Annotated in this window: 23 protein-coding genes; 16 read left to right on the forward strand and 7 right to left on the reverse strand. The window is 31.9% G+C overall.

Going from position 1 to position 21907, the window contains the following annotated elements:
• Window positions 1-2: 2 nt before the first annotated feature.
• The 4 genes from ACWJKS_RS08385 to ACWJKS_RS08400 all read left to right on the forward strand — a co-directional run bounded on the left by ACWJKS_RS08385 (window position 3) and on the right by ACWJKS_RS08400 (window position 2143).
• The gene (locus ACWJKS_RS08385) at window positions 3-761 is read left to right on the forward strand and encodes an ABC transporter ATP-binding protein (RefSeq protein ID WP_462956020.1); all 759 of its coding nucleotides are present in this window, start codon (window positions 3-5) and stop codon (window positions 759-761) included.
• 58 nt (window positions 762-819) lie between these two features.
• Window positions 820-1047: a hypothetical protein gene (locus ACWJKS_RS08390; RefSeq protein WP_462960935.1), complete on the forward strand. Its 228-nt coding sequence runs from the start codon at window positions 820-822 to the stop codon at window positions 1045-1047.
• Window positions 1044-1769, forward strand: a complete 726-nt coding sequence (locus tag ACWJKS_RS08395; RefSeq protein WP_462960936.1) for a sensor histidine kinase — start codon at window positions 1044-1046, stop codon at window positions 1767-1769. Before ACWJKS_RS08390 ends, ACWJKS_RS08395 begins: the two co-directional genes overlap by 4 nt.
• Before the next feature lie 71 nt (window positions 1770-1840).
• Window positions 1841-2143 (forward strand): hypothetical protein, encoded by a 303-nt coding sequence (locus ACWJKS_RS08400; protein WP_462960937.1) that lies wholly within the window; start codon window positions 1841-1843, stop codon window positions 2141-2143.
• 127 nt (window positions 2144-2270) lie between these two features.
• On the opposite strand, the gene ACWJKS_RS08405 is transcribed toward ACWJKS_RS08400, so the two are convergent.
• Window positions 2271-2696, reverse strand: coding sequence for a VOC family protein (locus ACWJKS_RS08405; RefSeq protein ID WP_462960938.1), 426 nt, complete (start codon window positions 2694-2696; stop codon window positions 2271-2273).
• Window positions 2697-2847: 151 nt separating this feature from the next.
• Here ACWJKS_RS08405 and ACWJKS_RS08410 point away from each other — a divergent pair, with 151 nt between their 5' ends.
• Window positions 2848-3792, forward strand: a complete 945-nt coding sequence (locus ACWJKS_RS08410) for a helix-turn-helix transcriptional regulator (RefSeq protein WP_462959168.1) — start codon at window positions 2848-2850, stop codon at window positions 3790-3792.
• Between the two features lie 16 nt (window positions 3793-3808).
• On the opposite strand, the gene ACWJKS_RS08415 is transcribed toward ACWJKS_RS08410, so the two are convergent.
• Both ACWJKS_RS08415 and ACWJKS_RS08420 read right to left on the reverse strand, forming a co-directional pair.
• Entirely contained in the window at window positions 3809-4309 is a 501-nt protein-coding gene (locus tag ACWJKS_RS08415; protein ID WP_462961064.1) for a DUF1287 domain-containing protein, read from the reverse strand.
• 15 nt (window positions 4310-4324) lie between these two features.
• Window positions 4325-5086, reverse strand: a complete 762-nt coding sequence (locus ACWJKS_RS08420; protein ID WP_216304179.1) for a YdcF family protein — start codon at window positions 5084-5086, stop codon at window positions 4325-4327.
• Between the two features lie 202 nt (window positions 5087-5288).
• Between ACWJKS_RS08420 and ACWJKS_RS08425 the strand changes: the two genes are divergently transcribed.
• Complete coding sequence (locus ACWJKS_RS08425) at window positions 5289-5702, forward strand: RrF2 family transcriptional regulator (RefSeq protein WP_165414758.1); 414 nt, start codon at window positions 5289-5291, stop codon at window positions 5700-5702.
• Between the two features lie 150 nt (window positions 5703-5852).
• Here the strand turns inward: ACWJKS_RS08425 and ACWJKS_RS08430 are convergent, their stop codons facing one another.
• Window positions 5853-7052, reverse strand: a complete 1200-nt coding sequence (locus ACWJKS_RS08430; protein WP_462960939.1) for an FprA family A-type flavoprotein — start codon at window positions 7050-7052, stop codon at window positions 5853-5855.
• A gap of 56 nt (window positions 7053-7108) precedes the next feature.
• A complete protein-coding gene (locus ACWJKS_RS08435) occupies window positions 7109-9016 on the reverse strand; it encodes an acyl-CoA dehydrogenase family protein (RefSeq protein WP_220287125.1) in 1908 nt (635 codons plus the stop codon).
• Window positions 9017-9457: 441 nt separating this feature from the next.
• Between ACWJKS_RS08435 and ACWJKS_RS08440 the strand changes: the two genes are divergently transcribed.
• From ACWJKS_RS08440 to ACWJKS_RS08460, 5 genes are read left to right on the forward strand one after another with little or no spacing between them, the layout of a single operon-like run.
• Window positions 9458-10150 (forward strand): response regulator transcription factor, encoded by a 693-nt coding sequence (locus ACWJKS_RS08440; protein ID WP_462960940.1) that lies wholly within the window; start codon window positions 9458-9460, stop codon window positions 10148-10150.
• A 9-nt stretch (window positions 10151-10159) separates the two neighbouring features.
• On the forward strand, window positions 10160-11140 hold the full coding sequence (locus ACWJKS_RS08445) for a sensor histidine kinase (RefSeq protein ID WP_216304182.1): 981 nt from the start codon (window positions 10160-10162) through the stop codon (window positions 11138-11140).
• A gap of 37 nt (window positions 11141-11177) precedes the next feature.
• On the forward strand, window positions 11178-11903 hold the full coding sequence (locus ACWJKS_RS08450; protein ID WP_462956016.1) for a response regulator transcription factor: 726 nt from the start codon (window positions 11178-11180) through the stop codon (window positions 11901-11903).
• 60 nt (window positions 11904-11963) lie between these two features.
• Window positions 11964-12884, forward strand: a complete 921-nt coding sequence (locus tag ACWJKS_RS08455) for an ATP-binding cassette domain-containing protein (RefSeq protein ID WP_462960941.1) — start codon at window positions 11964-11966, stop codon at window positions 12882-12884.
• Complete coding sequence (locus ACWJKS_RS08460; RefSeq protein ID WP_462960942.1) at window positions 12877-13629, forward strand: ABC transporter permease; 753 nt, start codon at window positions 12877-12879, stop codon at window positions 13627-13629. The genes ACWJKS_RS08455 and ACWJKS_RS08460 overlap by 8 nt, the downstream gene beginning before the upstream one ends.
• 14 nt (window positions 13630-13643) lie before the next feature.
• Here the strand turns inward: ACWJKS_RS08460 and ACWJKS_RS08465 are convergent, their stop codons facing one another.
• Complete coding sequence (locus ACWJKS_RS08465; protein WP_462959495.1) at window positions 13644-14705, reverse strand: IS30 family transposase; 1062 nt, start codon at window positions 14703-14705, stop codon at window positions 13644-13646.
• A gap of 186 nt (window positions 14706-14891) precedes the next feature.
• Between ACWJKS_RS08465 and ACWJKS_RS08470 the strand changes: the two genes are divergently transcribed.
• The 5 genes from ACWJKS_RS08470 (at window position 14892) to ACWJKS_RS08490 (ending at window position 19599) form a co-directional block, all read left to right on the forward strand.
• On the forward strand, window positions 14892-15317 hold the full coding sequence (locus tag ACWJKS_RS08470) for a histidine kinase dimerization/phospho-acceptor domain-containing protein (protein ID WP_462960943.1): 426 nt from the start codon (window positions 14892-14894) through the stop codon (window positions 15315-15317).
• 32 nt (window positions 15318-15349) lie between these two features.
• Window positions 15350-15796, forward strand: a complete 447-nt coding sequence (locus ACWJKS_RS08475; RefSeq protein WP_462960944.1) for a sensor histidine kinase — start codon at window positions 15350-15352, stop codon at window positions 15794-15796.
• 178 nt (window positions 15797-15974) lie between these two features.
• Entirely contained in the window at window positions 15975-16829 is an 855-nt protein-coding gene (locus ACWJKS_RS08480) for an undecaprenyl-diphosphate phosphatase (RefSeq protein ID WP_462961065.1), read from the forward strand.
• 158 nt (window positions 16830-16987) lie between these two features.
• Complete coding sequence (locus ACWJKS_RS08485) at window positions 16988-17734, forward strand: ABC transporter ATP-binding protein (protein ID WP_216304186.1); 747 nt, start codon at window positions 16988-16990, stop codon at window positions 17732-17734.
• The gene (locus ACWJKS_RS08490; protein ID WP_462960945.1) at window positions 17734-19599 is read left to right on the forward strand and encodes an FtsX-like permease family protein; all 1866 of its coding nucleotides are present in this window, start codon (window positions 17734-17736) and stop codon (window positions 19597-19599) included. The genes ACWJKS_RS08485 and ACWJKS_RS08490 overlap by 1 nt, the downstream gene beginning before the upstream one ends.
• A 438-nt stretch (window positions 19600-20037) precedes the next feature.
• Here ACWJKS_RS08490 and ACWJKS_RS08495 read toward each other — a convergent pair whose 3' ends face one another.
• Window positions 20038-21531 carry a multicopper oxidase domain-containing protein gene (locus ACWJKS_RS08495; RefSeq protein WP_220319700.1) on the reverse strand — a complete coding sequence of 498 codons (1494 nt, stop codon included), beginning with the start codon at window positions 21529-21531 and terminating at the stop codon, window positions 20038-20040.
• Window positions 21532-21907 lie beyond the last annotated feature (376 nt).

Below are 21907 nucleotides of genomic sequence, written 5' to 3' on the forward strand. Positions count from 1 at the left end.
TGATGAAAAAATCAGTTATAAAAGCTAATAACCTTTGCAAATCCTTTGTCACAGGTAAAACTGCGCTTAATGTGATAAAAAATTTAAGTTTAGACATCTATGAAGGGGACTTTACTGTAATTATGGGAAGCTCAGGCTCTGGTAAATCTACATTATTATATACCTTAAGTGGTATGGACTCACCCACTAGTGGCAGCGTTAATATCTTAGGAAAGGATATTACATCAATGAAAGAGGATGAACTTTCATTAATTAGAAAAAAAGACATTTCCTTTGTATTTCAAAGTATAAATTTATTACCTGATATAACGGTTTTTGAAAACATAGCTTATTGTGGTTATGGAGTAAATAAAAATAAAAAAGAAGTAAATGAGAAAACCTTAAAGCTTCTTGAAACCCTGAGTATAAAAGATGCTAAGGAAAAATACCCCTCAGAAATTTCTGGTGGTATGCAACAAAGAGCAGCAGTGGCAAGAGCTATAATCACATCCCCTAAAATACTATTTGGAGACGAGCCCACAGGAGCACTTAACTCCACTGCGGGAGAAGAGGTTCTAGACATATTGTCGGACTTAAATAATAATGGTCAAACAGTAGTTATGGTTACTCATGATTTAAAGGCTGCTGCTCGTGCTTCCAGATTAATATATTTAAAGGATGGTAGAATAGATGGAGAACTTGATTTAGATAAATTCTTTAAATCAGACGATGGAAATAGAGAGGTTTTAATATTTGAATTTTTGAAAGAAAGAGGGTGGTAAACTCTCTTTTTTATATTTTTATGGTAAAATGTAATTATAAAGCATTTGGAGGGTAATTATGGCAAATGAAAAAAATCTTATCATTGAAGATGATATAGTCATCTCTTTATCTGCAATAATTATACTAATAATCCTCACTTATATTTTATTGAAAAAGGATATTTTATTGCCCTTAGATTCTCTTAATGAAAGTGCGCGGAGAATTTTAAAGGGTGATTTCACATATGAAATTCATTATGATTATTATACAGAAATGGGTGTTTTTGCCACGATTTCGAAGCTATGAGAGATGAACTTAAATTTTCAAAGGAAAAGGAAATATCAATAAAGGTAAGTGAAAAGGAGCTTTTAGCTTGCTTATCTCATGATATTAAAACCCCTCTAACTGCCATCCATGGATATGTGTCAGGGATTAAGGATGGCATTGTTAAAGATAAGGCGGGTATTGAAAATTATTGTATAATAATATTAAACAGAGTAAAAATGTTATCTAAGCTTCTAGAGGATATACTAGAGCATTCAAAGGCAGAGCTTAACAAAATGAACATATCATTAGTTGAGTTCTACTGTGGCGATTTCTTTAAGGATATATTAGATGATTTATCTGTAGAGATAACCAGTAAGGAAATTCATTTTATTTTCCCTCATAAAATACCTAACCTTTTGTTAAATGGTGATAAGAAAAGACTTTCTCAAGTAATGTACAATTTAGTTTCAAATAGTATAAAGTATTCAAGAGAAGATGGATCCATCTCAATATATTTTGAAAACACTGGTAGGTATCTTAATGTATACATAAAAGATACAGGAATGGGAATTTCTTCGGCTGATATTCCTTATATATTTAATAAATTCTATAGAGCCGAGAAATGCAGAAATCAAAATATTCCAGGATCCGGCCTTGGTCTCTCCATTTCTAAGTATATTGTTGAGGCTCATGGTGGCTTTATAAATTGCGTTGAATCTTCATTGAATGGGACTATTATTTGCTTTGGTATACCAATATAAGTGGTGTGGGTTAAGATGTATTTGTTAGATAGTGTACATTAAAATTGTAACTGTATGAGGAGGTGGGGAATATGAAGAGTAAAATTTCAACTAAAAACATTGGAAATATGTTAGTTATTATTTCTTTTACAATACCTTTAATTAATTTTATGTTTATACTGAATTGGTTCTTTGAGATAACTCCATATCAAAAATTAGAAGGGATGCCTTTATTGTTGACGCCTTTAATCTGTCCAATAGGGATGTTATTTGGTGTTTTGTCAATGGCGATTATACGTAATAAACTTGCAAAATATAGTATTATTTTCAATATTATATTAATAACACTACCGTTTTTATATTGGACTTTAGGAACTTTAATTTTTGGACCATGAACTAGCCTCCACTTTATAAGTGGGGCTTATTGGTGAATATAGATAATGATACAAGTTCCCCAAGCTAATAAATAAGAAAACACATAGAAAATTTTCCACTATGTGTTTCTTGTAATTCTAATTTTGTTTATTTTCTAGCAGTAAAAATCTGAAAAGTAACTCCAAACTTATCAGTGACCATTCCATAAGCAGGGCTAAAGTAAATTTCATTAAGTTCAATAAGGATTTTACCATCTTCCTTCAATTTCTCATAAAATTGTTTAGTTATTGAAATGTCATCGCTTGTGATACATATTGAGATTTGATTTCCCTTCTGAAAAGGAACACCAGGGAAAATATCAGCAACCATAATTTCATTTTCACCAATTTTTAATACTGAGTGTGCGACAAGATCTAATTGATTCTTTTCAAACTTTGACACCTCATCTTTGGGACCTTGACCTAAAGTTTGCATAAAAAGAACTTTAGCATTTAAAACCTCTTGATAATATTCAATTGCTTCTTTTGCTCTTCCATCCATTATCTGAATAAAAGGGCTGACGTTTAATGACATAATTAAACAGCTCCTTTGTAAATTTTTATAAGGATTTAATATAATTCAAATTTAGTCTCTACAAAAGCAAATATCCTTATTCATTGCTCTATTTATTATTATATATTATAATGGTGACAAACTATGTCATAGTTATTTTTGGGAGGCGTATATGTCTAAAGCAAAAAGATTAAATGAAATGATTATGATGGTCAATCGAAAGAAGAGATTTACGGTTCGGGAATTAGCACAAGAATTTGGGGTTTCTAAAAGAACCATTTTGAGAGATTTGCAAGAATTAGGCGAAATGGGTGTACCATTGTATTCAGAAGTAGGTCCGCATGGGGGCTATCAAGTCTTAAATGAACGAATTCTTCCTGCCATCACATTTACCGATGATGAGGCTATCTCTATATTCTTTGCTATTCATGCATTAAGACATTATATTTCTCTCCCATTTGACGGTGAGTATGAATCAATAAAAAAGAAATTTTATTTAAATCTTTCTGGAGATATTAGAGATACGATAGATAGAATAAAAGACCGTGTTGATTTTTTGTCAGTACATCAACAAGAGGAAATTCCATTTTTAAGACAATTATTAGATGCATCAATAAAGCAGGATGTTATTATAATTAACTATGTGACAAATGAGAAAGCCAGCAATAGAAGTGTTCAACCAATTGGTATATATGCAAATGAAGGAATGTGGTATTGTCCATCTTATTGCTTTTTAACTAAAGATTATCGAGTCTTTAGGTGTGACCGTATAAAGTCTGTAAAACTTGATGAAAAAACCGATACTATCGACATGTCTAATATTAATTTAAAGAACCGTTTTTCAATCCTTAATGACACTAAAGAAACATTTGAATTATATGTGGAGTTAACTAATAAAGGTGTAGAAAAATATCAATCTGCAAAATGGCCAAAGATTGAGTTGAATAAACAAGAAGATGGTTCAGGATTTTTGAATGGTAATATCTCAAAACATGATATTGATTTTTTTTCTGATTACTTTATTACATATAGTAAACATGCAATTATCAAAAAACCTTTTGAGTTAATTGCATGCATAAAAGGGAAACTAAATATAATTTTAAATCAGTATACTTAATTTAAATATGAATTATTTAATCAAATTTCCATCTATAATGACCGTGTATAGGAGATGTAAAGTAAGAGAGTTTCAGTATACTAGCATGAGGTTTGGTGTTATGAATGACATAAGGGATACCATTTTTATCTCTTTTATTAGAAATAATACCAATATGTTCATACCCCTTAGTAAATACCACAATATCACCAGGTTGCCATTCTTTTAAATTTTCAGCATTCCTAGATTTAACTTCGGTGGTTAAACTTAGAGCGTGCCTACTAAAAAATATATCTTGATTGGGCACTCGTCTGAAATCAATATTAGGGTCTGGCTTTTCATCTACTCTAGGATAAAGTTTAATATTGCTTTTTATGTCCTCATCAATAAGGTCTTTTAAATTAATGTTAGCAGTTTTAAAACCTCGCCAAATTACGTCGGTACATACCCCTTCTTTTTCAGGTGGATAGCCACCATTATAATAATTACTTATATATTTTGTTTTATTAAGAACTTCATTATTAGCACCAGTAACTATATCTTTAGCCCATAATTATCTATCAAAAATAAATGAATTTATTACTGCTAAATATTCCCGAACAAAACAAGTAGGCACTAGAATTGGATGAAGTGGGGCAGGATACCCATATACTTTTAACCCCTGCCTTTCTGCTAAGAACTTAGCTCTAAACATATGGAAATTATTTGTAACAATAGTTACTTCTATATTTTCTTTTTTATCTAATCCTTTTAAAAGCGCTGCTGTAAATTTAAAGTTTTCTAAAGTATCGGTTGACTTTTCCTCCTGTATTATCTGTTCTTTTGCCACTCCGTGCTTTATTAAAAATCTTTTCATAGCCGCTGCTTCCGTAATAGTTTCACTAGGACCTATTCCACCTGAAACCACTACCTTAACATTAGGATTTAATTTAATATATTCTAAACTGGCATAAAGCCTTTGATAAAGTGCCGTTGAAGGAACTTCTCCTCTAATACCAGCCCCTAAAATAACTAGATAATCTGTTTTTTCTCTATGCTTTGATATAGCTGATTGAATTATGCACCCTTCAATAAATACAAAAGAAGCTAGTCCCATAAAAAAGCATATTTTTATCGCTGTTCTAATCTTTCCTGGTTTTATTAAAATATATTCCCGTTTACTTTTCCGTTTAATTAATCCTAGTGATATTAATAATACTCCGAGGCCTAGATAAAATTCTGCAAAAGTTACTCTCCCGCCAAATATTATAGTTCCTATAAAATAGACTTCACATAATACACCTAAAACTACATAAACATTGCCCTTATTTTTCATAATATCTCCTACCCTGCTGTGTGCAGATAACACTTTTTATTTATATAATATCATAATATTTTATATAAATGGTATAATATTTATAACAATGCTACTCTGAAACCTAATTAGTATGAAAAACATCAAAAACTATTGACAAAATAGGGTAAACGTTTTAAGATGAAACTATACCAAATGTATATACTTTAGGGAGAAATATAATATGAAAATAACACAAGAAGCAGATTATGCTCTTAGAGTAGTAATTTACTTATGCAAATTAGGCTATGGTGAAAAGATAGAGGCAAAAGTAATTTCAGAAAAAGAAGGTATACCGCTAAGATTTCTTTTAAAACTTTTAGGAAAGCTTATACAAGCAAACATTCTAAAATCTTATAGGGGAGTCAAGGGAGGCTATGCTATAAACAAATTGCCAGAACAAATAACATTAAAAGGTGTTATAGAAGCAATAGACGGTCCAATATGTGTTAATAGATGCGTAATTGAACCAAGCTTTTGTAATTTGAATAGAAGTGGTGAATGCATTGTGCATAGAGCTATGACAAAAGTACAAAAGAATTTAAATGCGGAATTAGAAAGTATAAATTTTAAACAACTAGTAGAGGGAGAAGTTTAGGTATGAAATAAAGATTAGTTATGCATGCCTAATCTTACTGATAAATTATATAAAAAAACAAATATAAATTTAATAGTAAGATGTATACCAAAAGGGACCTGCTCATGAACTTTATCTATGAGCAGGTCCTAAATTTATATTTTTCTAAAATTACTTCATTGACTCGATAATGCTGCCTGCAATGGCATCCATTGAATCCGCATCATCTTCTTTCATGCTGGAGTTCAATGACATCTCATTATCTAAAATAGTCATTTCTTTCATCTCATCCAAAAGTCCACGCATCAATTTGCCGGATTGAGGGGCCCATGAGCCATTTTCTATAAGAGTGAAAGTACGTTTTTGAAGATTTAATGATTTCATATCCATCATATAATTCAGCATCGGTGGATAAATCTTCAAGTTGTAGGTTACAGAGGCAAGAACCACATGACTATATTTGAATGTCTCAGAAATCAAATAGGAGACGTGAGTTTTTGAAACGTCATACATAACCACATTAGTCATTCCCTTTTCCACGAGCCTTGTTGCTAGGTCACTTGCAGCGGCCTCCGTATTGCCGTACATTGTTCCATAAACGATCATTACTCCATTTTCCTCAGGCTCGTATCGACTCCACTTGTCGTACTTATCTAACAAGTACCCCAAATCATTACGCCATACTGGTCCATGTAGCGGGCAGATAATCTTGATGTCGAGAGTGCCCGCCTTCTTTAAAAGATTCTGAACATGAGGACCATACTTTCCTACAATGTTTGTATAATACCTTCTGGCATCGTCAATCCAATCCCGGTCAAAGTTCATTTCGTCATTAAACAGCTGACCATCTAATGAGCCGAAAGAACCGAAGGCATCAGCTGAAAATAATACACCATTGTAAGTATCAAATGTCACCATAGCTTCTGGCCAATGTACCATTGGAGCAGCTACAAATGTAACGTTATGTTTTCCAAAGGACATTGTATCTCCTTCACTAACTTCCATTATTTTGCCATCAATAGCGAAACCGAACTGATGCATGAACAAGGAAGCTTTTTGGGTGCATACAATCTTTACATTAGGATAACGAAGAATAATCTCTTCAATGCATGCTGCATGATCAGGTTCCATATGGTTAATTACCATATAATCTAAAGGCTTGCCTTTTAGGATTGATTGAATATTCAAAAGGAACTGACGGCAAATTGACCAGTCTACTGTATCAAAGAGTACTGTCTTCTCGTCCATTAGCAAATATGAGTTATAAGAAACTCCTCGTGGAATTGGATGAATGTTTTCGAAAAGGGAAAGGCGACGATCGCTTCCACCAACCCAATAAAGATCCTCAGTTATATTTCTAACACAATACATATATATAATCCTCCTTTATACTAAAAACACATTATTAAATTTAATTATTATAAAAATTAGACTTCTATAAACATATTTTTTTCTTCATAACAAGATGGACAAGTCCACCCTTCAGGTATGTTTTCAAAGAGAGTACCTTCAGCTATTTCGCCTTCGCGATCACCCATACCAGGATCGTATTCATAACCGCATCCGTTACATACATAATGTTTCCAGGTTGGAACAATTTTCTTAGGAGTAGCTGACTTTATCTTCACCATCGGTGGAGCATCTTTCTTTGCTTCTCCGTTATCTAAAGCAGCAGTAAGTAATGGTAATATCTCCATTAAATCGCCAACGATACCGTAATCAGAGTTCTTAAAAATTTTCGCTTTGGGATCAATATTTATAGCAACTATTGTAGCAGCATCCTTTATGCCCTTCAAATGCTGACCTGCACCTGAAATACCACAAGCAATATAGAGATTTCCTTTAAATTTTTGACCAGACATACCAACATAACGATTGAGTGGTAAATATTTAAGTGTTTCAGCTACTGGACGCGAAGATCCTATAGCTGCACCAGCTTGAACTGCCAAGTCTTCTATAAGCTTCATATTTTCTTTTTCCCCTATACCTAGTCCTACGCTGACTACTCTTTCAGCCTTAGTTATAGGAGTATCCATTGGAATTCCAACTGTAAAATCATATTTATCAGCCTTAAGGGCTTCCACAAGTGCATTTACTTTTTCACTCGCAGTTCCTTCCTTGAAAATCACTTTTCTGCGATAACCTGTTGCAGGTCCACGTTCAGTAGCTTTACCTGTATTCTTGTTTTTCGGCATCTTGCCAATGATGTGAGCAGCGATAACGACACGTTGAATCTCATTAGTTCCTTCATATATTGTGCAAATTTTAGCATCTCTGTAAGCACGCTCAACTTCCATACCTTTCAAATAGCCGTTTCCACCAAATATTTGAAGAGCGTCATTTACAATCTCAAGGCAAACATCTGAAGCATATTGTTTCGCCATAGCAGCTTCCATACTGTAACGCTCATGATTTTCTTTAAGCTCTGCTGCACTGTAAATAAGTAATCTAGCTGCTCTAAGTTTTGTCGCCATATCTGCCAACTTAAAAGAGATAATCTGTTGCTGACAAATAGGTTTACCAAATTGAACCCTTTCTTTTGAGTACTCTAAAGCATTTTCATACGCGCCTTGAGCTATTCCTAGAGCCTGAGCTGCAATACCGATACGACCACCATCCAAAGTTGCCATAGCAATCTTGAACCCGTCACCTTCATTTCCTAGTAGATTTTCCTTAGGGACTTTCACGTCATTGAATATTAGCTCTGCAGTTGCAGATGATCTAATACCCATCTTGTCGTAATGCTTACCGAAGGTAAAGCCCTCTGTATCTTTTTCCACAATAAATGCACTTATACCACGAATACCTATATCCGGCGTAGTAATTGCAAAAACAACGTAAATATCAGCCTTACCAGCATTTGTTATGAAGATTTTTTCACCATTCAAAATGTAATTATCACCATCGAGTACGGCAATGGTTTCCGTACCGCCAGCATCACTACCAGCATTTTCTTCGGTAAGACCGAATGCACCAAGTTTCTCTCCCTTTGCGAGTGGCACTAAGTATTTTTGTTTCTGCTCCTCTGTTCCATAGGCAGAAATTGGGTAGGTGCCCAAAGATGTATGAGCGGAAAGAATTACGCCTGTACCACCATCCACTCTTGATAATTCTTCAACGGCAATTGCATAGCTCATTACATCCAGACCTGCTCCGCCGTATTCTTTTGGATATGGGATCCCCAGCATTCCCATTTTACCTAACTTATTAATTGCTTCCATAGGGAATTTATTTTCCTGATCCAAGGTAAATGCAATAGGTTTAACTTCCTCTTCTGCAAATTCTCTAATCTTTGTCCTCAAATTTTCATGTTGCTGCCTAGTCTTAAAAAACATAAATATACCCCCCTTTAATTAATACGGTTTCGTAAATGTTGCTTTGTGAAATCTGTAAAACCACAACATTGAGCTGCTGCAAGCAAAACTCATCAAACTCCTCCAATTATTTTTACATTTGGAATACATCTAATCAATATGTTTTACTGCATTAACCATACTTGGATTTTTTTTCGAATGTATACCTAAACCGTGTAGATTTATTATATACGTAAGAGATTTACATTACAAGCTTAACCAAAACCTTTTTTTCGTCAGGATTCCCCATAAAAATGTGTGGCTTATTCTAAGGCTAAAAGAGGAATTTGCAAAGTGAGATTACTATGTTTTTTACTTCTTTCTACAAATTTAGAAGGGTAATCAGGGTACTTTGTAGAAATATGGTTTAGAAGCATGTCGTTGAAAATAATTTTGAATTTATTAAATTAAGGAGAAATAAATATGAAATACAAAATATATATTGTAGAAGATGATTTATCAATAAGTACTTTATTACAAGAATACATAGCTAAGTATGGGTTTGAGGTAATAGCGGTAAAAAACTTTGAAGAAATAATGATAGGATTTAATGGGTGTAACCCAGACTTAGTATTATTAGATGTTAATTTACCTAAATTTGATGGATTTTATTGGTGTAGAAAGATAAGGCAGCAATCAAAGATTCCTATAATATTTATATCTGCAAGAGATAGTGGAATGGATCAGGTTATGGCTTTAGAGAGTGGCGCAGATGACTATATAACCAAACCTTTTTATGTTGATGTTGTTATTGCAAAGATAAAAAGCCATATAAGAAGAGCTTTTGGAGATTATGCACCTAAGGTAGAGGAAAGAATAGTTGAAGCCGATAGTCTTAAGTTCTACCCAGAAAGGTCAGAAGTAGAATTTAATGGTGAAAGTTTAATTATCACTAAAAGGGAAGGCGTACTACTAGAATGCCTTATGGAAAGGTATCCTAAGGTAGTTAGTAGAGATTTCCTTTTAGAAAGAATATGGGATGACATTGAGTTTGTAGAGGAAAATACCCTAAGCGTAAATATTAGTAGAATAAGAAAGAGGTTGCAGGTTTTAGGAATAGATATGGGCATAGAGACTATAAGAGGAGCAGGTTATAGATTAAATAAAACCTGGTAGTGGAATGATATGAAATTATTTTTAAAGGATAATAGAGGTTATGTTTTTATATATTTATCAAGTTTAGCTCTTACAGTTATGTATTGTAATATTATGGGGTTCATAGAGTTTGGTGAAATCATTTATATACTTGTATTTAATACATTTATTCTGGTATGCTTCTTAGCTTTTAGGTATTATCAAAATAGACAGTTATACAAATTATTAAGAAATGGATTAAATTGTTTGAATGATGCTTTTTTGGAACTTGATAGTTCGGATTTGAGTCAAAATATTTCTGAAATATTAAAGAAGCAACATAATTTATATGAAGCTGAAATACAAAAGTGTAACAAAAATCATAATGAGCATTTAACTTTTATAAATCAGTGGGTACATCAAATGAAGACACCTCTTTCTGTAATACAACTTCTCCTTCAAGAATACGCAGGAGAAGAAAAGGCGCGAAGTATAGAAGAAGAGGTTAATAAATTAAATAAAGGTTTAAATATGGCAATGCATTTTGCAAGAATAGATTCTTTCCAAAAAGATTTTGTAGCAGAGCGAATTTCTTTGAAGAAGTTAGTTATTGATACAGTAAATGAAGAAAAGAAGATTTTCATAAAAAACAGAATAATTCCTAGAGTAGAAATAGATGAAGATATTGAAGTATACAGTGATGTAAAGTGGATAAAGTTTGTATTAGATCAACTTATTATTAATGGTGTGAAGTATTCAAAAGGCATGGGAAAAGAATTGATTATAAAAGCATGGGAAGAAGAAAAAGAAATTAAATTAAGTGTTATTGATGAGGGAATAGGAATCCCAAGGAAAGATATTAAAAGGGTATTTGACCTATTCTTTACTGGAGAGAATGGGCGTAGATATGGAGAATCAACTGGTATGGGATTATATATAGCCAAAGAGGTATGTGTAAATTTAGGCCATGCAATAGAGATAGAATCCACTGTGCATGAAGGAACAGTGGTTACAATAAGATTTACAAAATGAAAAATAGCTTTATATATAGATTATAATGGGGTGGAATATGGATAAAAGAGCTAAGATTTTAGTAGTTGAAGATGAAAATGAAATTAATAAATTACTTTGTAGTATTCTTGAAAATAAGGGTTATAGAGTTAGAGCAGCTTTTTCAGGGACAGAAGCTTTAATGTGTGTAGAAAATGAACGGTGGGATATGATTTTATTAGATTTGATGATCCCAGGGATTAGTGGAGAAGAAGCTATATTAAAAATTAGAGAAATAACAAAAGCACCAATAATTGTAGTAAGTGCAAAAACATCTAAAAAAACTAAGATAGAATTATTAGAAAGTGGAGCAGATGATTTTATTTGTAAGCCATTTGATCCAGATGAAGTTGTTGCAAGAGTTAATTGTAATTTGAGAAGATATCTAGAATTTTTTAAGGATGAGGGAAAGAAAAATAGAGATAATATTTTGAGTTATAAAGATATTAGTTTAAATACAGAAAGTAAAGAAGTAAAAGTGGGACAAACTATACTTACGCTAACTGCAAAAGAATTTGCATTACTAAAACTGTTATTAACAAATCCCAATAAGGTATACAGTAAATCTAATATTTTCGAAAGTATATGGGGAGAAGAATTTTTGGGCGATGATAATACTGTAAATGTACATGTGAGTAGACTAAGAAATAAGCTGTTTATTGCAAATGATAGTGAAGATTACATAGAAACAATTTGGGCAATGGGGTATAAATTAAGAAGAATTAAGACTTTTGAAAGACTTTAGTAAAGTTTTCTTATGAAACATTAGTTATGATAAAAGAATGATTCATAAGGAGGTAATAAAATGAGTGAGTATGTAATTATAGCTAGTAACATTACAAAAACATATGGTAGTCGCAAAGTTTTAGATGATTTGTCCATAAAGATAAAAAAAGGTGATATATATGGAGTTATAGGGAAAAATGGTGCCGGAAAAACAACTATGATTAGAGTGCTTACAGGTCTTGTTATACCTAATGTTGGACAAGTTGAACTATTTGGACATAGTGAGGAGAAAGAGATTATTAAGGAAAGAAGTAGAATTGGTACATTAATAGAATCACCAGCTCTTTATCTTAACATGACGGCGTATGAAAATCTTGAACTTGTCAAAATTCAAAGAGGAGTTCCAGGAAACAAATGTATTAATGAGACTTTAAATTTAGTAGGACTTAAGGATGTCGCGAAAAAGAAAACTAAGAATTTCTCGCTAGGAATGAAACAAAGACTGGGAATTGCTATGGCATTATTAAGTGAGCCAGAATTTTTGGTTTTAGATGAACCTATGAATGGGCTAGATCCAATTGGAATAAAAGAAATAAGAGAGCTTTTAATTAAATTAAACAAAGAAAGAGGAACAACTATTTTAATATCAAGTCATATGTTATCTGAACTTACTCATATTTCCAATAGATATGGTTTTATAAATGATGGGAAATTAATTGAAGAAATGACGTCTTGTGAACTTTCAAACAAATGTAGAACTTATCTTCATTTGAAAGTAAATTATACTTCGGATGTTTCAGTTATTTTAGAAAATGAGATTGGGATAAAAGACTTTGAAGTTTTTCCAAATAATATCATAAGAATATATGATGAATTTGACGGAGAAAAGATTACTATTGCTCTATCTAAACATAACATAGGCGTTAAAGAAATAATGCAAATGGGTGAATCACTGGAGGATTATTTTACTAAGTTAGTTGGAGGAGAAGATAATGAGTAATCTAATTAGAGGAGAATTTTATAAATTAAGGAAAAGTAGATATTTTGTTGGAATGATATTTATGGCAATAGTGGCTTCATTTTTTTTAATTACTGTATGGGATAAGGATATACAACGACTGCAGAAAGTACATCCTAATTTTCTTATGAATGGAGCATATTCAATACAATATGGATTCGAATATAGTATATATACTAGTTTTATATTTGCATTATTAGGCGGAGAATTTATTGCTAAGGATTTTAAGAATAATAATATAATTAAAAGTTTCAGTTATGGATATACGAGAAGTAAGGTTATATTAAGTAAATTAATAGTATTTATAATGGCTTGTTTATTTTTAGAAATAATTTATACAACAATTTTAGTTATATATGTTTCAATAAATCATGGATTTTGTGAAGTCTTAAATTTAAGTGCTATTTTATACTTAACCAGAGTAATTATTATTGGAATAATGTATAGTGCAGTCACAATATGTATAATTGCTATGATTGCTATGATAACAAAGAGTGCTCTTTGTACATTTGTTTCACCAGTTATATTCTTTCTGAGTTTTCAATTGCCAAGCAACATAAGTGCATATATACTTCCTTATGTTGCTGGGCGAGTGGCAATATCAAAATTTGCACCTAAAGAAGAGATTATATTTGGGATAATTTCATCACTTTTAACTTTTATTATAACAATTGGAGGGAGTATGTTATATGTTGTAGATTGCAATATAAAATGTCCGAAATTTTGAAGAAAAATATAATGTTAAGTTGTAATGGTTTTCTGTTCCATCATATTGGCAGATAAACCGTTGAAAATCCTTCTTGGATAATTGTTGATCCAGTGCTGTATTTGCATAATTTGTTTTTTAGAGAATGCTGAAATATCCACACCTTTTGGGATAAATCGTCGTATCATTTTATTGATATTTTCGTTTGTGCCTCGCTCCCATGAACTATATGGGTGAGCATAATACACTTTAGTTCTCTTTCGTTTATTTCTTACTGAGTTCTCAATACCCTCGAAATCAAGGTTCTCACAGCCGTTATCACAGGTGATTGTTTTAAATGTTTTTGAGAATAACATTCCCATTTTACGCTCCAATTTGTCCAATTCTTTCACGACAGCCGCCTGTGATTTAGATGGTATTTTAAAGACTAACTCCTTACGAGTTACTCTTTCACTTAACACCATTAAGACAGTTTTTGTACCCTGTTTGCCAACTACAGTGTCCATTTCCCAATGGCCTATCTCATCACGTGCAGCTACCGCTGCAGGTCTCTCCGATATGCTAGTTCCTTTGGTATTGTTATACGCTGATCTTATTTTTTTATAGTTTCTCTTTTTAGCATTCTTTTTAACAGGCAGATCTTTGTTACTTATATTTAAAAACAAATTATTATCCAAATAGTTATACACAGTTTTGAAGCAAATAGTTGTTTCAAATTGTAGATCTTTATTTGTGATATTTTGAATAGCTGCATACGGAGATTCGCCATCTATACCAATAGCTTTTTCTAAGTACCTCACCAATTTGTGATCTTTTCCTATTTTTAATGCAGGACCTTTAGCGGCACCTTGTTTGTCATGCTCTGACTGCCCAATTTCTGCGCTATATTCCATTCGAGTGGTTAAGTCACTATTCAATAGTTCTACAATTCCTTTAGCAATTTCACGCCTTATTGTACGTTCTGAACGCCCACCTATTTGCTCCGCAATACGAGTTGAATTAAGTCCCATTTTGTGTAAAGCTTCTAACTTTATGCGTTCCTCGTATGTTATGTGTTTACCTTTTCTGCTCTGTGTGATAAAATCTAATTGACTCATTTGAAATCCTCCCGTATATGTTGGTTTAGTCACTTAACATTATACAAGAGTATTTCTCTTGAGTCTTTATTTTTTGTTACTCTTCGGTCATTTCATTATACAACTTACCAGTATGTTATATGTACGGCGTGAAGATATTAAGTAAAAGATAAGTAAAAATTTTATTATATGAGTAGGAGAAATGAAATGTATTTAGCTATTATTTTAATGATTATTTTTCTAATATTAATTTTGGCAGTAGCAATTATTAAGTTACATTTATATAAAAGAGAAATAGGAGCTATAACTAAGCAAATCAGAAATTTTAGAGTGCGAGAAACCAATAAAAAAGTTAATACTGAAATAGCTGATAAATATATAGAAAATTTAGCTTTTGAAATTAATGAATATTTAGAACTTTACAGAAGAAATGAACAAGAAAAAGTAATGTTTGAAAATACATTAAAACAAGGCATAGCTAATATGTCTCATGATTTAAGGACCCCCTTAACATCAATAATAGGATATTTAAAACTTCTTAAACAAAATACCATAGATAAAGAAGAGGCATTAGAGATAATTGAAAATAAAACTAACAAATTAAATGTTCTTATAAATGATTTTTTTGAGTAGCTTCAATAGAGACTGAAGATTATGAGTTAGAGATGGTAAAAATAAATTTAACTAATATAGTACGAGACGAAATTTTATCACTTTATGAATCTTTTGAGAGAAAAGGGATAGAGCCCAAAATATGCATTCCGGATAAGCCAATTTTTATAATGGGGGATAAGGATAGTCTAGAGAGAATAATAGATAATTTGCTATCTAATACATTAAAATATGCTGAGAAAGTTATTGAAATAAAATTAGAAGAATGTGATGCTAAAGTTACTTTTGAAATTTCAAATATATGTACAGGCATTGATGAAAAAGATGTATTACATATGTTTGATAGATTCTATATGGCAGACAAAGTGAGAACGGGGAATGGTGTAGGACTTGGGCTGTCTATTGTAAAAAGTTTAATGGAAAAGATGAATGGAGTTGTAATATCAAAACTCGAAGAAAATAGGATTTCTATAATATGTGAATGGAAGTATATAAAATAGTATTATTTTATATGCTTTTTTTTAGGGCGTTAAATTGTCTTCTGCGGAGCTGCAACAACTAATAATTGCAAAGCTTACAACCATGTCACATTCCTGTAAGCTTTGCAGATAGTACTTTATACATTATTATTATAAACTATATATAAAGTAATAATTAGTTTGTAAGGAGTGATAAGACATAGATATAATATTTTTATTAAAAGCAATCATAATAGCAATAGTAGAGGGGGTAACTGAATTTATCCCAGTATCTTCTACAGGCCATATGATATTAATTGGATGGGCAATTGGGTTTGAGGGAGAATTTGCAAAGATGTTTGAAGTTGTAATTCAACTTGGGGCAATAATGGCAGTTGTTGTTTTGTATTGGGAGAAGATTAACGAAAGTGTAATAGAATTTTTTAAGTTTATATTTACTAAAGGAAGAGAGGGGGAAAAGGGATTTAGATTTGGGATTAATGTTGTTGCAGCTTCTATTCCCATGGCTATTGTAGGAGTAACATTTTACGATAAAATAAAATCGAAATTTATACCCAAAGCTGTCATAGTAGGATTTATAGTTGGTGGATTATTGTTACTGATAGTCGAAAAGAGTTTCGTAGGTAAGAAGCATAAAGTAGATAGTATAGATAATATAACACCTGTACAATCATTAAAAATTGGCATATTACAACTTCTTTGCGTGTGGCCAGGAATGTCAAGAAGTGCATCTACGATTATGGGTGGATGGATTGCAGGATTATCAACACCGATAGCGGCAGAATTTTCATTTTTCATAGCGATTCCAGCTATGATAGGGGCAACAGGTAAGGACTTATTTGAATTTGATTATTCTATAATGACGAAAACATTATGGATTTCATTAATAACTGGATTTATTGTGGCTTTCATAGTGTCTTTAATAGTTATGAAAAAATTTGTTGAGTACTTAAAAAAGAAGCCAATGAAAGTATTTGCAGTATATAGAATAGTAGTAGGGATTTTACTTGGTGTATTAGTATTAACTAAGATTATCACGTTAACTACAATTTAGAAGGAAAGTCACCTACGTCTATAAGTTTCTGTTACACACTATAACAAAATAAAACTTAAGTGGGAGTATAAATCTTCTTCTGAAGTCGTTAATGCATCTTCGTAGAAGATGAGCAGCACCGCAGGTGATGATTTAACATAATAGGAGGAATAAGTAATATGGATATTTTGAAAGTAAAGAATTTAAGCAAGGTATATGGTAATAAAATATCATTCAATGCTTTGGATAATATAAGTTTCACAATTGACGAAGGAGAATTTGTAGGGATAATGGGCCCATCAGGAAGTGGTAAGACAACATTATTAAATATGATTTCAACAGTAGATAAGCCAACATCAGGAGAAATAAGAATAAAAGATAAAAATCCACTGAATCTTAAGGGCGATGATCTGGCCTTATTTAGAAGGAGAGAATTAGGTTTTGTATTTCAAGATTTCAACCTATTAGATACTTTAACTGTTGGTGAAAATATAGTGCTTCCACTAACATTAGATGGAGTACTAGTTAAAGATCAGGATGAGGAACTTAATAGAATATCAAAGATACTTGGAATAGAGAATCTAATTAACAAGAGAACTTTTGAAATATCAGGAGGAGAAGCTCAGAGAACAGCTATTGCAAGAGCATTAATACATAATCCTACTCTATTACTTGCTGATGAGCCAACTGGTAACTTGGATTCAAAAGCTGCTAAAAATGTAATGGAATTATTTGAAAAAATAAATAAAGATGAAAAAGTAACTACAATGATGGTAACTCACGATACATTTTCAGCAAGTTATTGTAATAAAATTCTATTTATAAAAGATGGAACTATATATAATGAAATTTATAGGGGAGATAGCAGGAAACAGTTTTATCAGGAAATTATTGACGTGATTGCACTAATGGGAGGTGGAAACTAATGAATCTTAGAGAGTTTGCCACTAAAAATGTGTACAGAAATATAAAAGGATATTTTGCCTACTTTTTAAGTAGTAGTATATCAGCAACACTATTATTCTCTTTTACTATGATTATAGTTCATCCTGACTTTGTGGGGCTTAAATTACCTAATAACATAAGAAATGCTCTTTATGTTACAACTGTAATTGCATACTTATTTTTGTGTTTTTTTGTATTCTATTCAGTAAGTGTCTTTTTAAAAAGTAGATATAAAGAATTTGGAATACTTTATATTATAGGCTCATCAAAAAAGCAAATACAGAGAATTATAACCATTGAAAATATAATAATTAGTTCAGTATCTGCAGTAGTAGGGATAATAGTAGGAATTGTATTTTCAAAAATACTTTTAGCAGTCAGTGGAAAGTTGTTAGGATTTAATGCACTAGGATTTTATATTCCAGTTAAAGCTATGATTATTACCTTAATTGCATTTGTATTGATAGGAATAGTAATTTCAATATTTTGTTCATTTGTTATAAAAGAAGATATGGTTTTAAGATTGCTTAAAGGGACTAAAAAACCCAAAGCAGAACCAAAATCATCGGCTATTCTCTCGATTATATGTATAGTATTGCTTACAGTAGGATATTATCTATCAATTACATCAAGTGAAAAGACACTAGCCTATAGAATAATACCTGTAACAATAATGGTGATTGTAGCAACATATCTATTATTTTCTCAATTAAGTGTATTTGTACTCAAGTTACTTAAAAAAAGCAGAAACTTTTATATGAATAAAACTACAGTACTATGGGTGTCAAATTTACTATATAGAATAAAAGATAACACAAGAATGCTTTTCTTAATTACAATAACTTCAACAGTTGCTCTTTCGTCAATAGGGTCAGTATATGCTTATTGGAGAGATAAAGAGGCGGAGGTAAATAAAATTTCTCCACAAGCATTTTTCTGTGTTGATACTTATAATAATAAAACTAAAGTTGATTATAAAGTCGATTTTATAGAAGATTCATTGAAAAATGAAGAGATAGATTATACTAAGGTTAATGGCGAAATGAAGTTTGTTATACCTGATGGTGGTAAAGATGAAGTAACTATAATTAAAGAAGATATTTATAATAAATTAGCAGTGGAACTATCTTTAAACACTATTATTTTAAAAGAAAATGAGACCAGAATAGTCGAAGCTTTAGCTAAAGATGAAAGAGAAAATGTTACTTTAGAAAATAAGGAATTAAAGGTTGTTAGTAGAGGTGATGAAGGAGTAATCCCAGCAATTTATGAAAAGGTATATGTGGTTAAAGATGATGTATATGAAAAAATGAAGGGGTCTAAGTGCTACTTTGGAGCACTTAATGTAAATAATTACAAGGATACATTAAGTATAGGTAATAATTATTATAATAAGTTTTGCGATGATAAAGGTGATAAATTTTATAATAACTTCCTAAAAGCTTATATATTGGAAAGAACTAAAATAGTCTATGGGGTGATTTTGTTTAGTGCAATATTTATAGGACTTATATTCTTTGTAACAACCGCAAGTTTCTTATACAACAAGTGTTACATGGATCTTATAGAGGATAAAAAGAAGTATAAACAATTGAATAAAATAGGATTAACTTATAGTGAAATAAAGAAGGTATTAAATATTGAGATAGGGGTATTATTTCTACTCCCATATATAATTGCTGTTGTACATTTTTTCTTTGCAATGAGTTCATTAAAATCTGCTTTTGGATTTGAGATTACTGTACCAGCATTACAGGTCATAGGAATTATGTTGATTGTCCAAATTATATATTTCCTCGTTATAAGAAAAAACTATTTATTAGAGATTAAAAAAAGCTTAGTGTAATTTTATTTTAATTGAATTATCTCGTAATATAGCGCACATTTGTTGTTTGCTGATAATAAGAAAAAAATAGAGAGGTTACAATTACTGGTGTTACCTCTCAAGTGTGAAGAGTACTATTTACACAAATATAATACATATGAAGATCTGTCTAATGCAATTGATGAATATATTATATTCTGCAATACCAAGCGTTTACAAAAAGATTAAACGGCCTTAGCCCTTTGAAATTTAGGGGTCAGGCCGCTTGATTAGTTTTTATTATTTCCACTGTCTATTTTATAGGGATCAGTTCAACTTTTGTATTACATTAAAAAACACAGCAGAGCATGAAAACACCGTATTATTCAGGAATGGATTTTATGGTGCTTTTGCTATGAAGGAGTATAAATAAGAAGTCACTGCCTTTTACAGAAAGGCCTTACCTCAACTACATTTATACTAATTTTCTTTTTCACACCAAGGATCACACCCATCTTCAGGACAAGTAACGTGATTATGCTTTTTTTCACGCTTTGACTCAGGAGCATCAGTTTGAATGTAGGTCAATTGTCCTCCTGGATACACTCCATTGTTAGTAACTTTATAATCATCATGATTGTGCATAGGATAAAATTGAGGGAAAAAGTTGTCATTAACAGCTGAAGGTTCATCGCAGATATCTACATAATTGACTGTATTTATATTATTGATGTTGACTGGTTCAGTTGGAATATTAGCTATTGCATTTGGGTCTATATTCTTTATTTCATGCATTTGCTTACACAAAGAGGGTATACAATCTTGTCCATTTACAATATAGTTTCTATATTGTGGACGTTTATCTTCGGCTTCTATCAATAGGTCAAACGTTTCTCCTGAACCTATTGTAGCTGTAAAGCCTCTTTCAAGGCCCTCATGTCCTTGTAAAACTAGTGTTTCAGACATCTTTAAGAATGGGCTTGGATTAGCATCCTTACCTATTACTGCAAAATGCCATCCGTGTATATGCCATGGTACGACCTGATAGCCCATATTAATCATTCTAAGCAGGAACATTTCTCCTGTTTTCACATGCACATAGGATTCGTAGTTAATCTGAGATACATCTTTATTACTGCCTGGAGAAGGAGTTAAGGGATGTGGAAGTAAGGTGTCCGGGAAGGCACGACCATTTACAAGCCAAAAGTCAGGTTTAAAATCCACAGGATTAAAATTACCACCGGTTTGAACACTATCATGCCATCTGGTATCTATATCAGAAAGTAACATGATATATTCCTTGTCAAAATAAGAACGTATATCATTGTATGCAAAATTTCTATTTGTAGCAGTTTTAGAAATATGGTGTTGTAGTTTTCCTTTGTATACCCAGCCGCCATTACATAATTTACTTATACCTACCAATTTAAGACTTTTCATGGACGGATAGACAACCAGGGCTCCGTACATACCCATCTGAACATGCTCAGATGCCTCAACATGACAGTGATACATATAGGTTCCGGGATGTTCCGTATCAAAAAGATAAGTTGCCACGGATGGGGCTTTATCAAAATCCATCCACATAGGAACTCCAAAGGATGATTCCGGGAAGCCATCCAGCTGAGTCGCTACATGGGCACCGTGCATATGCACAGTGTGATTATCCATAATACCTGCGGTAGGCATGCCTAAATTTATCAAGGTTATATAAACTCTATCGCCCATTTCCCCCCAGATCATTGGTGAAGGTATGGTAGCAGTTCCTATCAAGGCTTTAAATTTTGGCCAATTAGAGGGCTTTGTCCAATCAAGGTCTTCATTTACTACTTTACCATTAACACTTAACAGCCCACCAACAAAACCAAATACATACACTTTTCTACGCTCAGTTCCTACTGGCGGTAGGTCTGGAGAAGTAGGAAGTTCTATAAACCCATCAGTGGCAACAAGCACATAATGTCTAACACTCATTTTCTTATCACTCCTGTTTATTTATTTTTGATCAATATTGAAAGAAATATAGTAGTTTGTATACAGATCCAGCTCTTTGAAAGATATAATTTCAAATATATAACTGCATCTTTAGTTCATAATATGACAAATATAATAGAATTGATTCTAAATTCAAGTGAATATATTATACTTAATCTAGTATCTAAAGTTACATTTCTTGATCAAAATGCTTTACTTCACCGCTAGGATTAAACTCTTTACTACTCTTACCCTTTTCTTGAATGAATTCTATGAGTTTTTCTATATCATCTGTTTCCATTCTTACTGAAAAAGGTGTAGTAACCGCTAAGCGTAAATTTACCACGTTAAGAAAATATTATTAAAATAACGATAA

The sequence above is a fragment of the Clostridium sp. CM038 genome (assembly GCF_055081105.1).

Coding starts and splice junctions, on each gene's coding strand:
- ACWJKS_RS08400 (WP_462960937.1), top strand. CDS start 1,841: ATGAAGAGTAAAATTTCAACTAAAAACATTGGAAATATGTTAGTTATT.
- ACWJKS_RS08470 (WP_462960943.1), top strand. CDS start 14,892: ATGTATTTAGCTATTATTTTAATGATTATTTTTCTAATATTAATTTTG.
- ACWJKS_RS08445 (WP_216304182.1), top strand. CDS start 10,160: ATGAAATTATTTTTAAAGGATAATAGAGGTTATGTTTTTATATATTTA.
- ACWJKS_RS08475 (WP_462960944.1), top strand. CDS start 15,350: ATGGTAAAAATAAATTTAACTAATATAGTACGAGACGAAATTTTATCA.
- ACWJKS_RS08435 (WP_220287125.1), bottom strand. CDS start 9,016: ATGTTTTTTAAGACTAGGCAGCAACATGAAAATTTGAGGACAAAGATT.
- ACWJKS_RS08465 (WP_462959495.1), bottom strand. CDS start 14,705: ATGAGTCAATTAGATTTTATCACACAGAGCAGAAAAGGTAAACACATA.
- ACWJKS_RS08430 (WP_462960939.1), bottom strand. CDS start 7,052: ATGTATTGTGTTAGAAATATAACTGAGGATCTTTATTGGGTTGGTGGA.
- ACWJKS_RS08495 (WP_220319700.1), bottom strand. CDS start 21,531: ATGAGTGTTAGACATTATGTGCTTGTTGCCACTGATGGGTTTATAGAA.
- ACWJKS_RS08390 (WP_462960935.1), top strand. CDS start 820: ATGGCAAATGAAAAAAATCTTATCATTGAAGATGATATAGTCATCTCT.
- ACWJKS_RS08460 (WP_462960942.1), top strand. CDS start 12,877: ATGAGTAATCTAATTAGAGGAGAATTTTATAAATTAAGGAAAAGTAGA.
- ACWJKS_RS08410 (WP_462959168.1), top strand. CDS start 2,848: ATGTCTAAAGCAAAAAGATTAAATGAAATGATTATGATGGTCAATCGA.
- ACWJKS_RS08385 (WP_462956020.1), top strand. CDS start 3: ATGAAAAAATCAGTTATAAAAGCTAATAACCTTTGCAAATCCTTTGTC.
- ACWJKS_RS08455 (WP_462960941.1), top strand. CDS start 11,964: ATGAGTGAGTATGTAATTATAGCTAGTAACATTACAAAAACATATGGT.
- ACWJKS_RS08485 (WP_216304186.1), top strand. CDS start 16,988: ATGGATATTTTGAAAGTAAAGAATTTAAGCAAGGTATATGGTAATAAA.
- ACWJKS_RS08420 (WP_216304179.1), bottom strand. CDS start 5,086: ATGAAAAATAAGGGCAATGTTTATGTAGTTTTAGGTGTATTATGTGAA.
- ACWJKS_RS08490 (WP_462960945.1), top strand. CDS start 17,734: ATGAATCTTAGAGAGTTTGCCACTAAAAATGTGTACAGAAATATAAAA.
- ACWJKS_RS08405 (WP_462960938.1), bottom strand. CDS start 2,696: ATGTCATTAAACGTCAGCCCTTTTATTCAGATAATGGATGGAAGAGCA.
- ACWJKS_RS08425 (WP_165414758.1), top strand. CDS start 5,289: ATGAAAATAACACAAGAAGCAGATTATGCTCTTAGAGTAGTAATTTAC.
- ACWJKS_RS08450 (WP_462956016.1), top strand. CDS start 11,178: ATGGATAAAAGAGCTAAGATTTTAGTAGTTGAAGATGAAAATGAAATT.
- ACWJKS_RS08395 (WP_462960936.1), top strand. CDS start 1,044: ATGAGAGATGAACTTAAATTTTCAAAGGAAAAGGAAATATCAATAAAG.
- ACWJKS_RS08440 (WP_462960940.1), top strand. CDS start 9,458: ATGAAATACAAAATATATATTGTAGAAGATGATTTATCAATAAGTACT.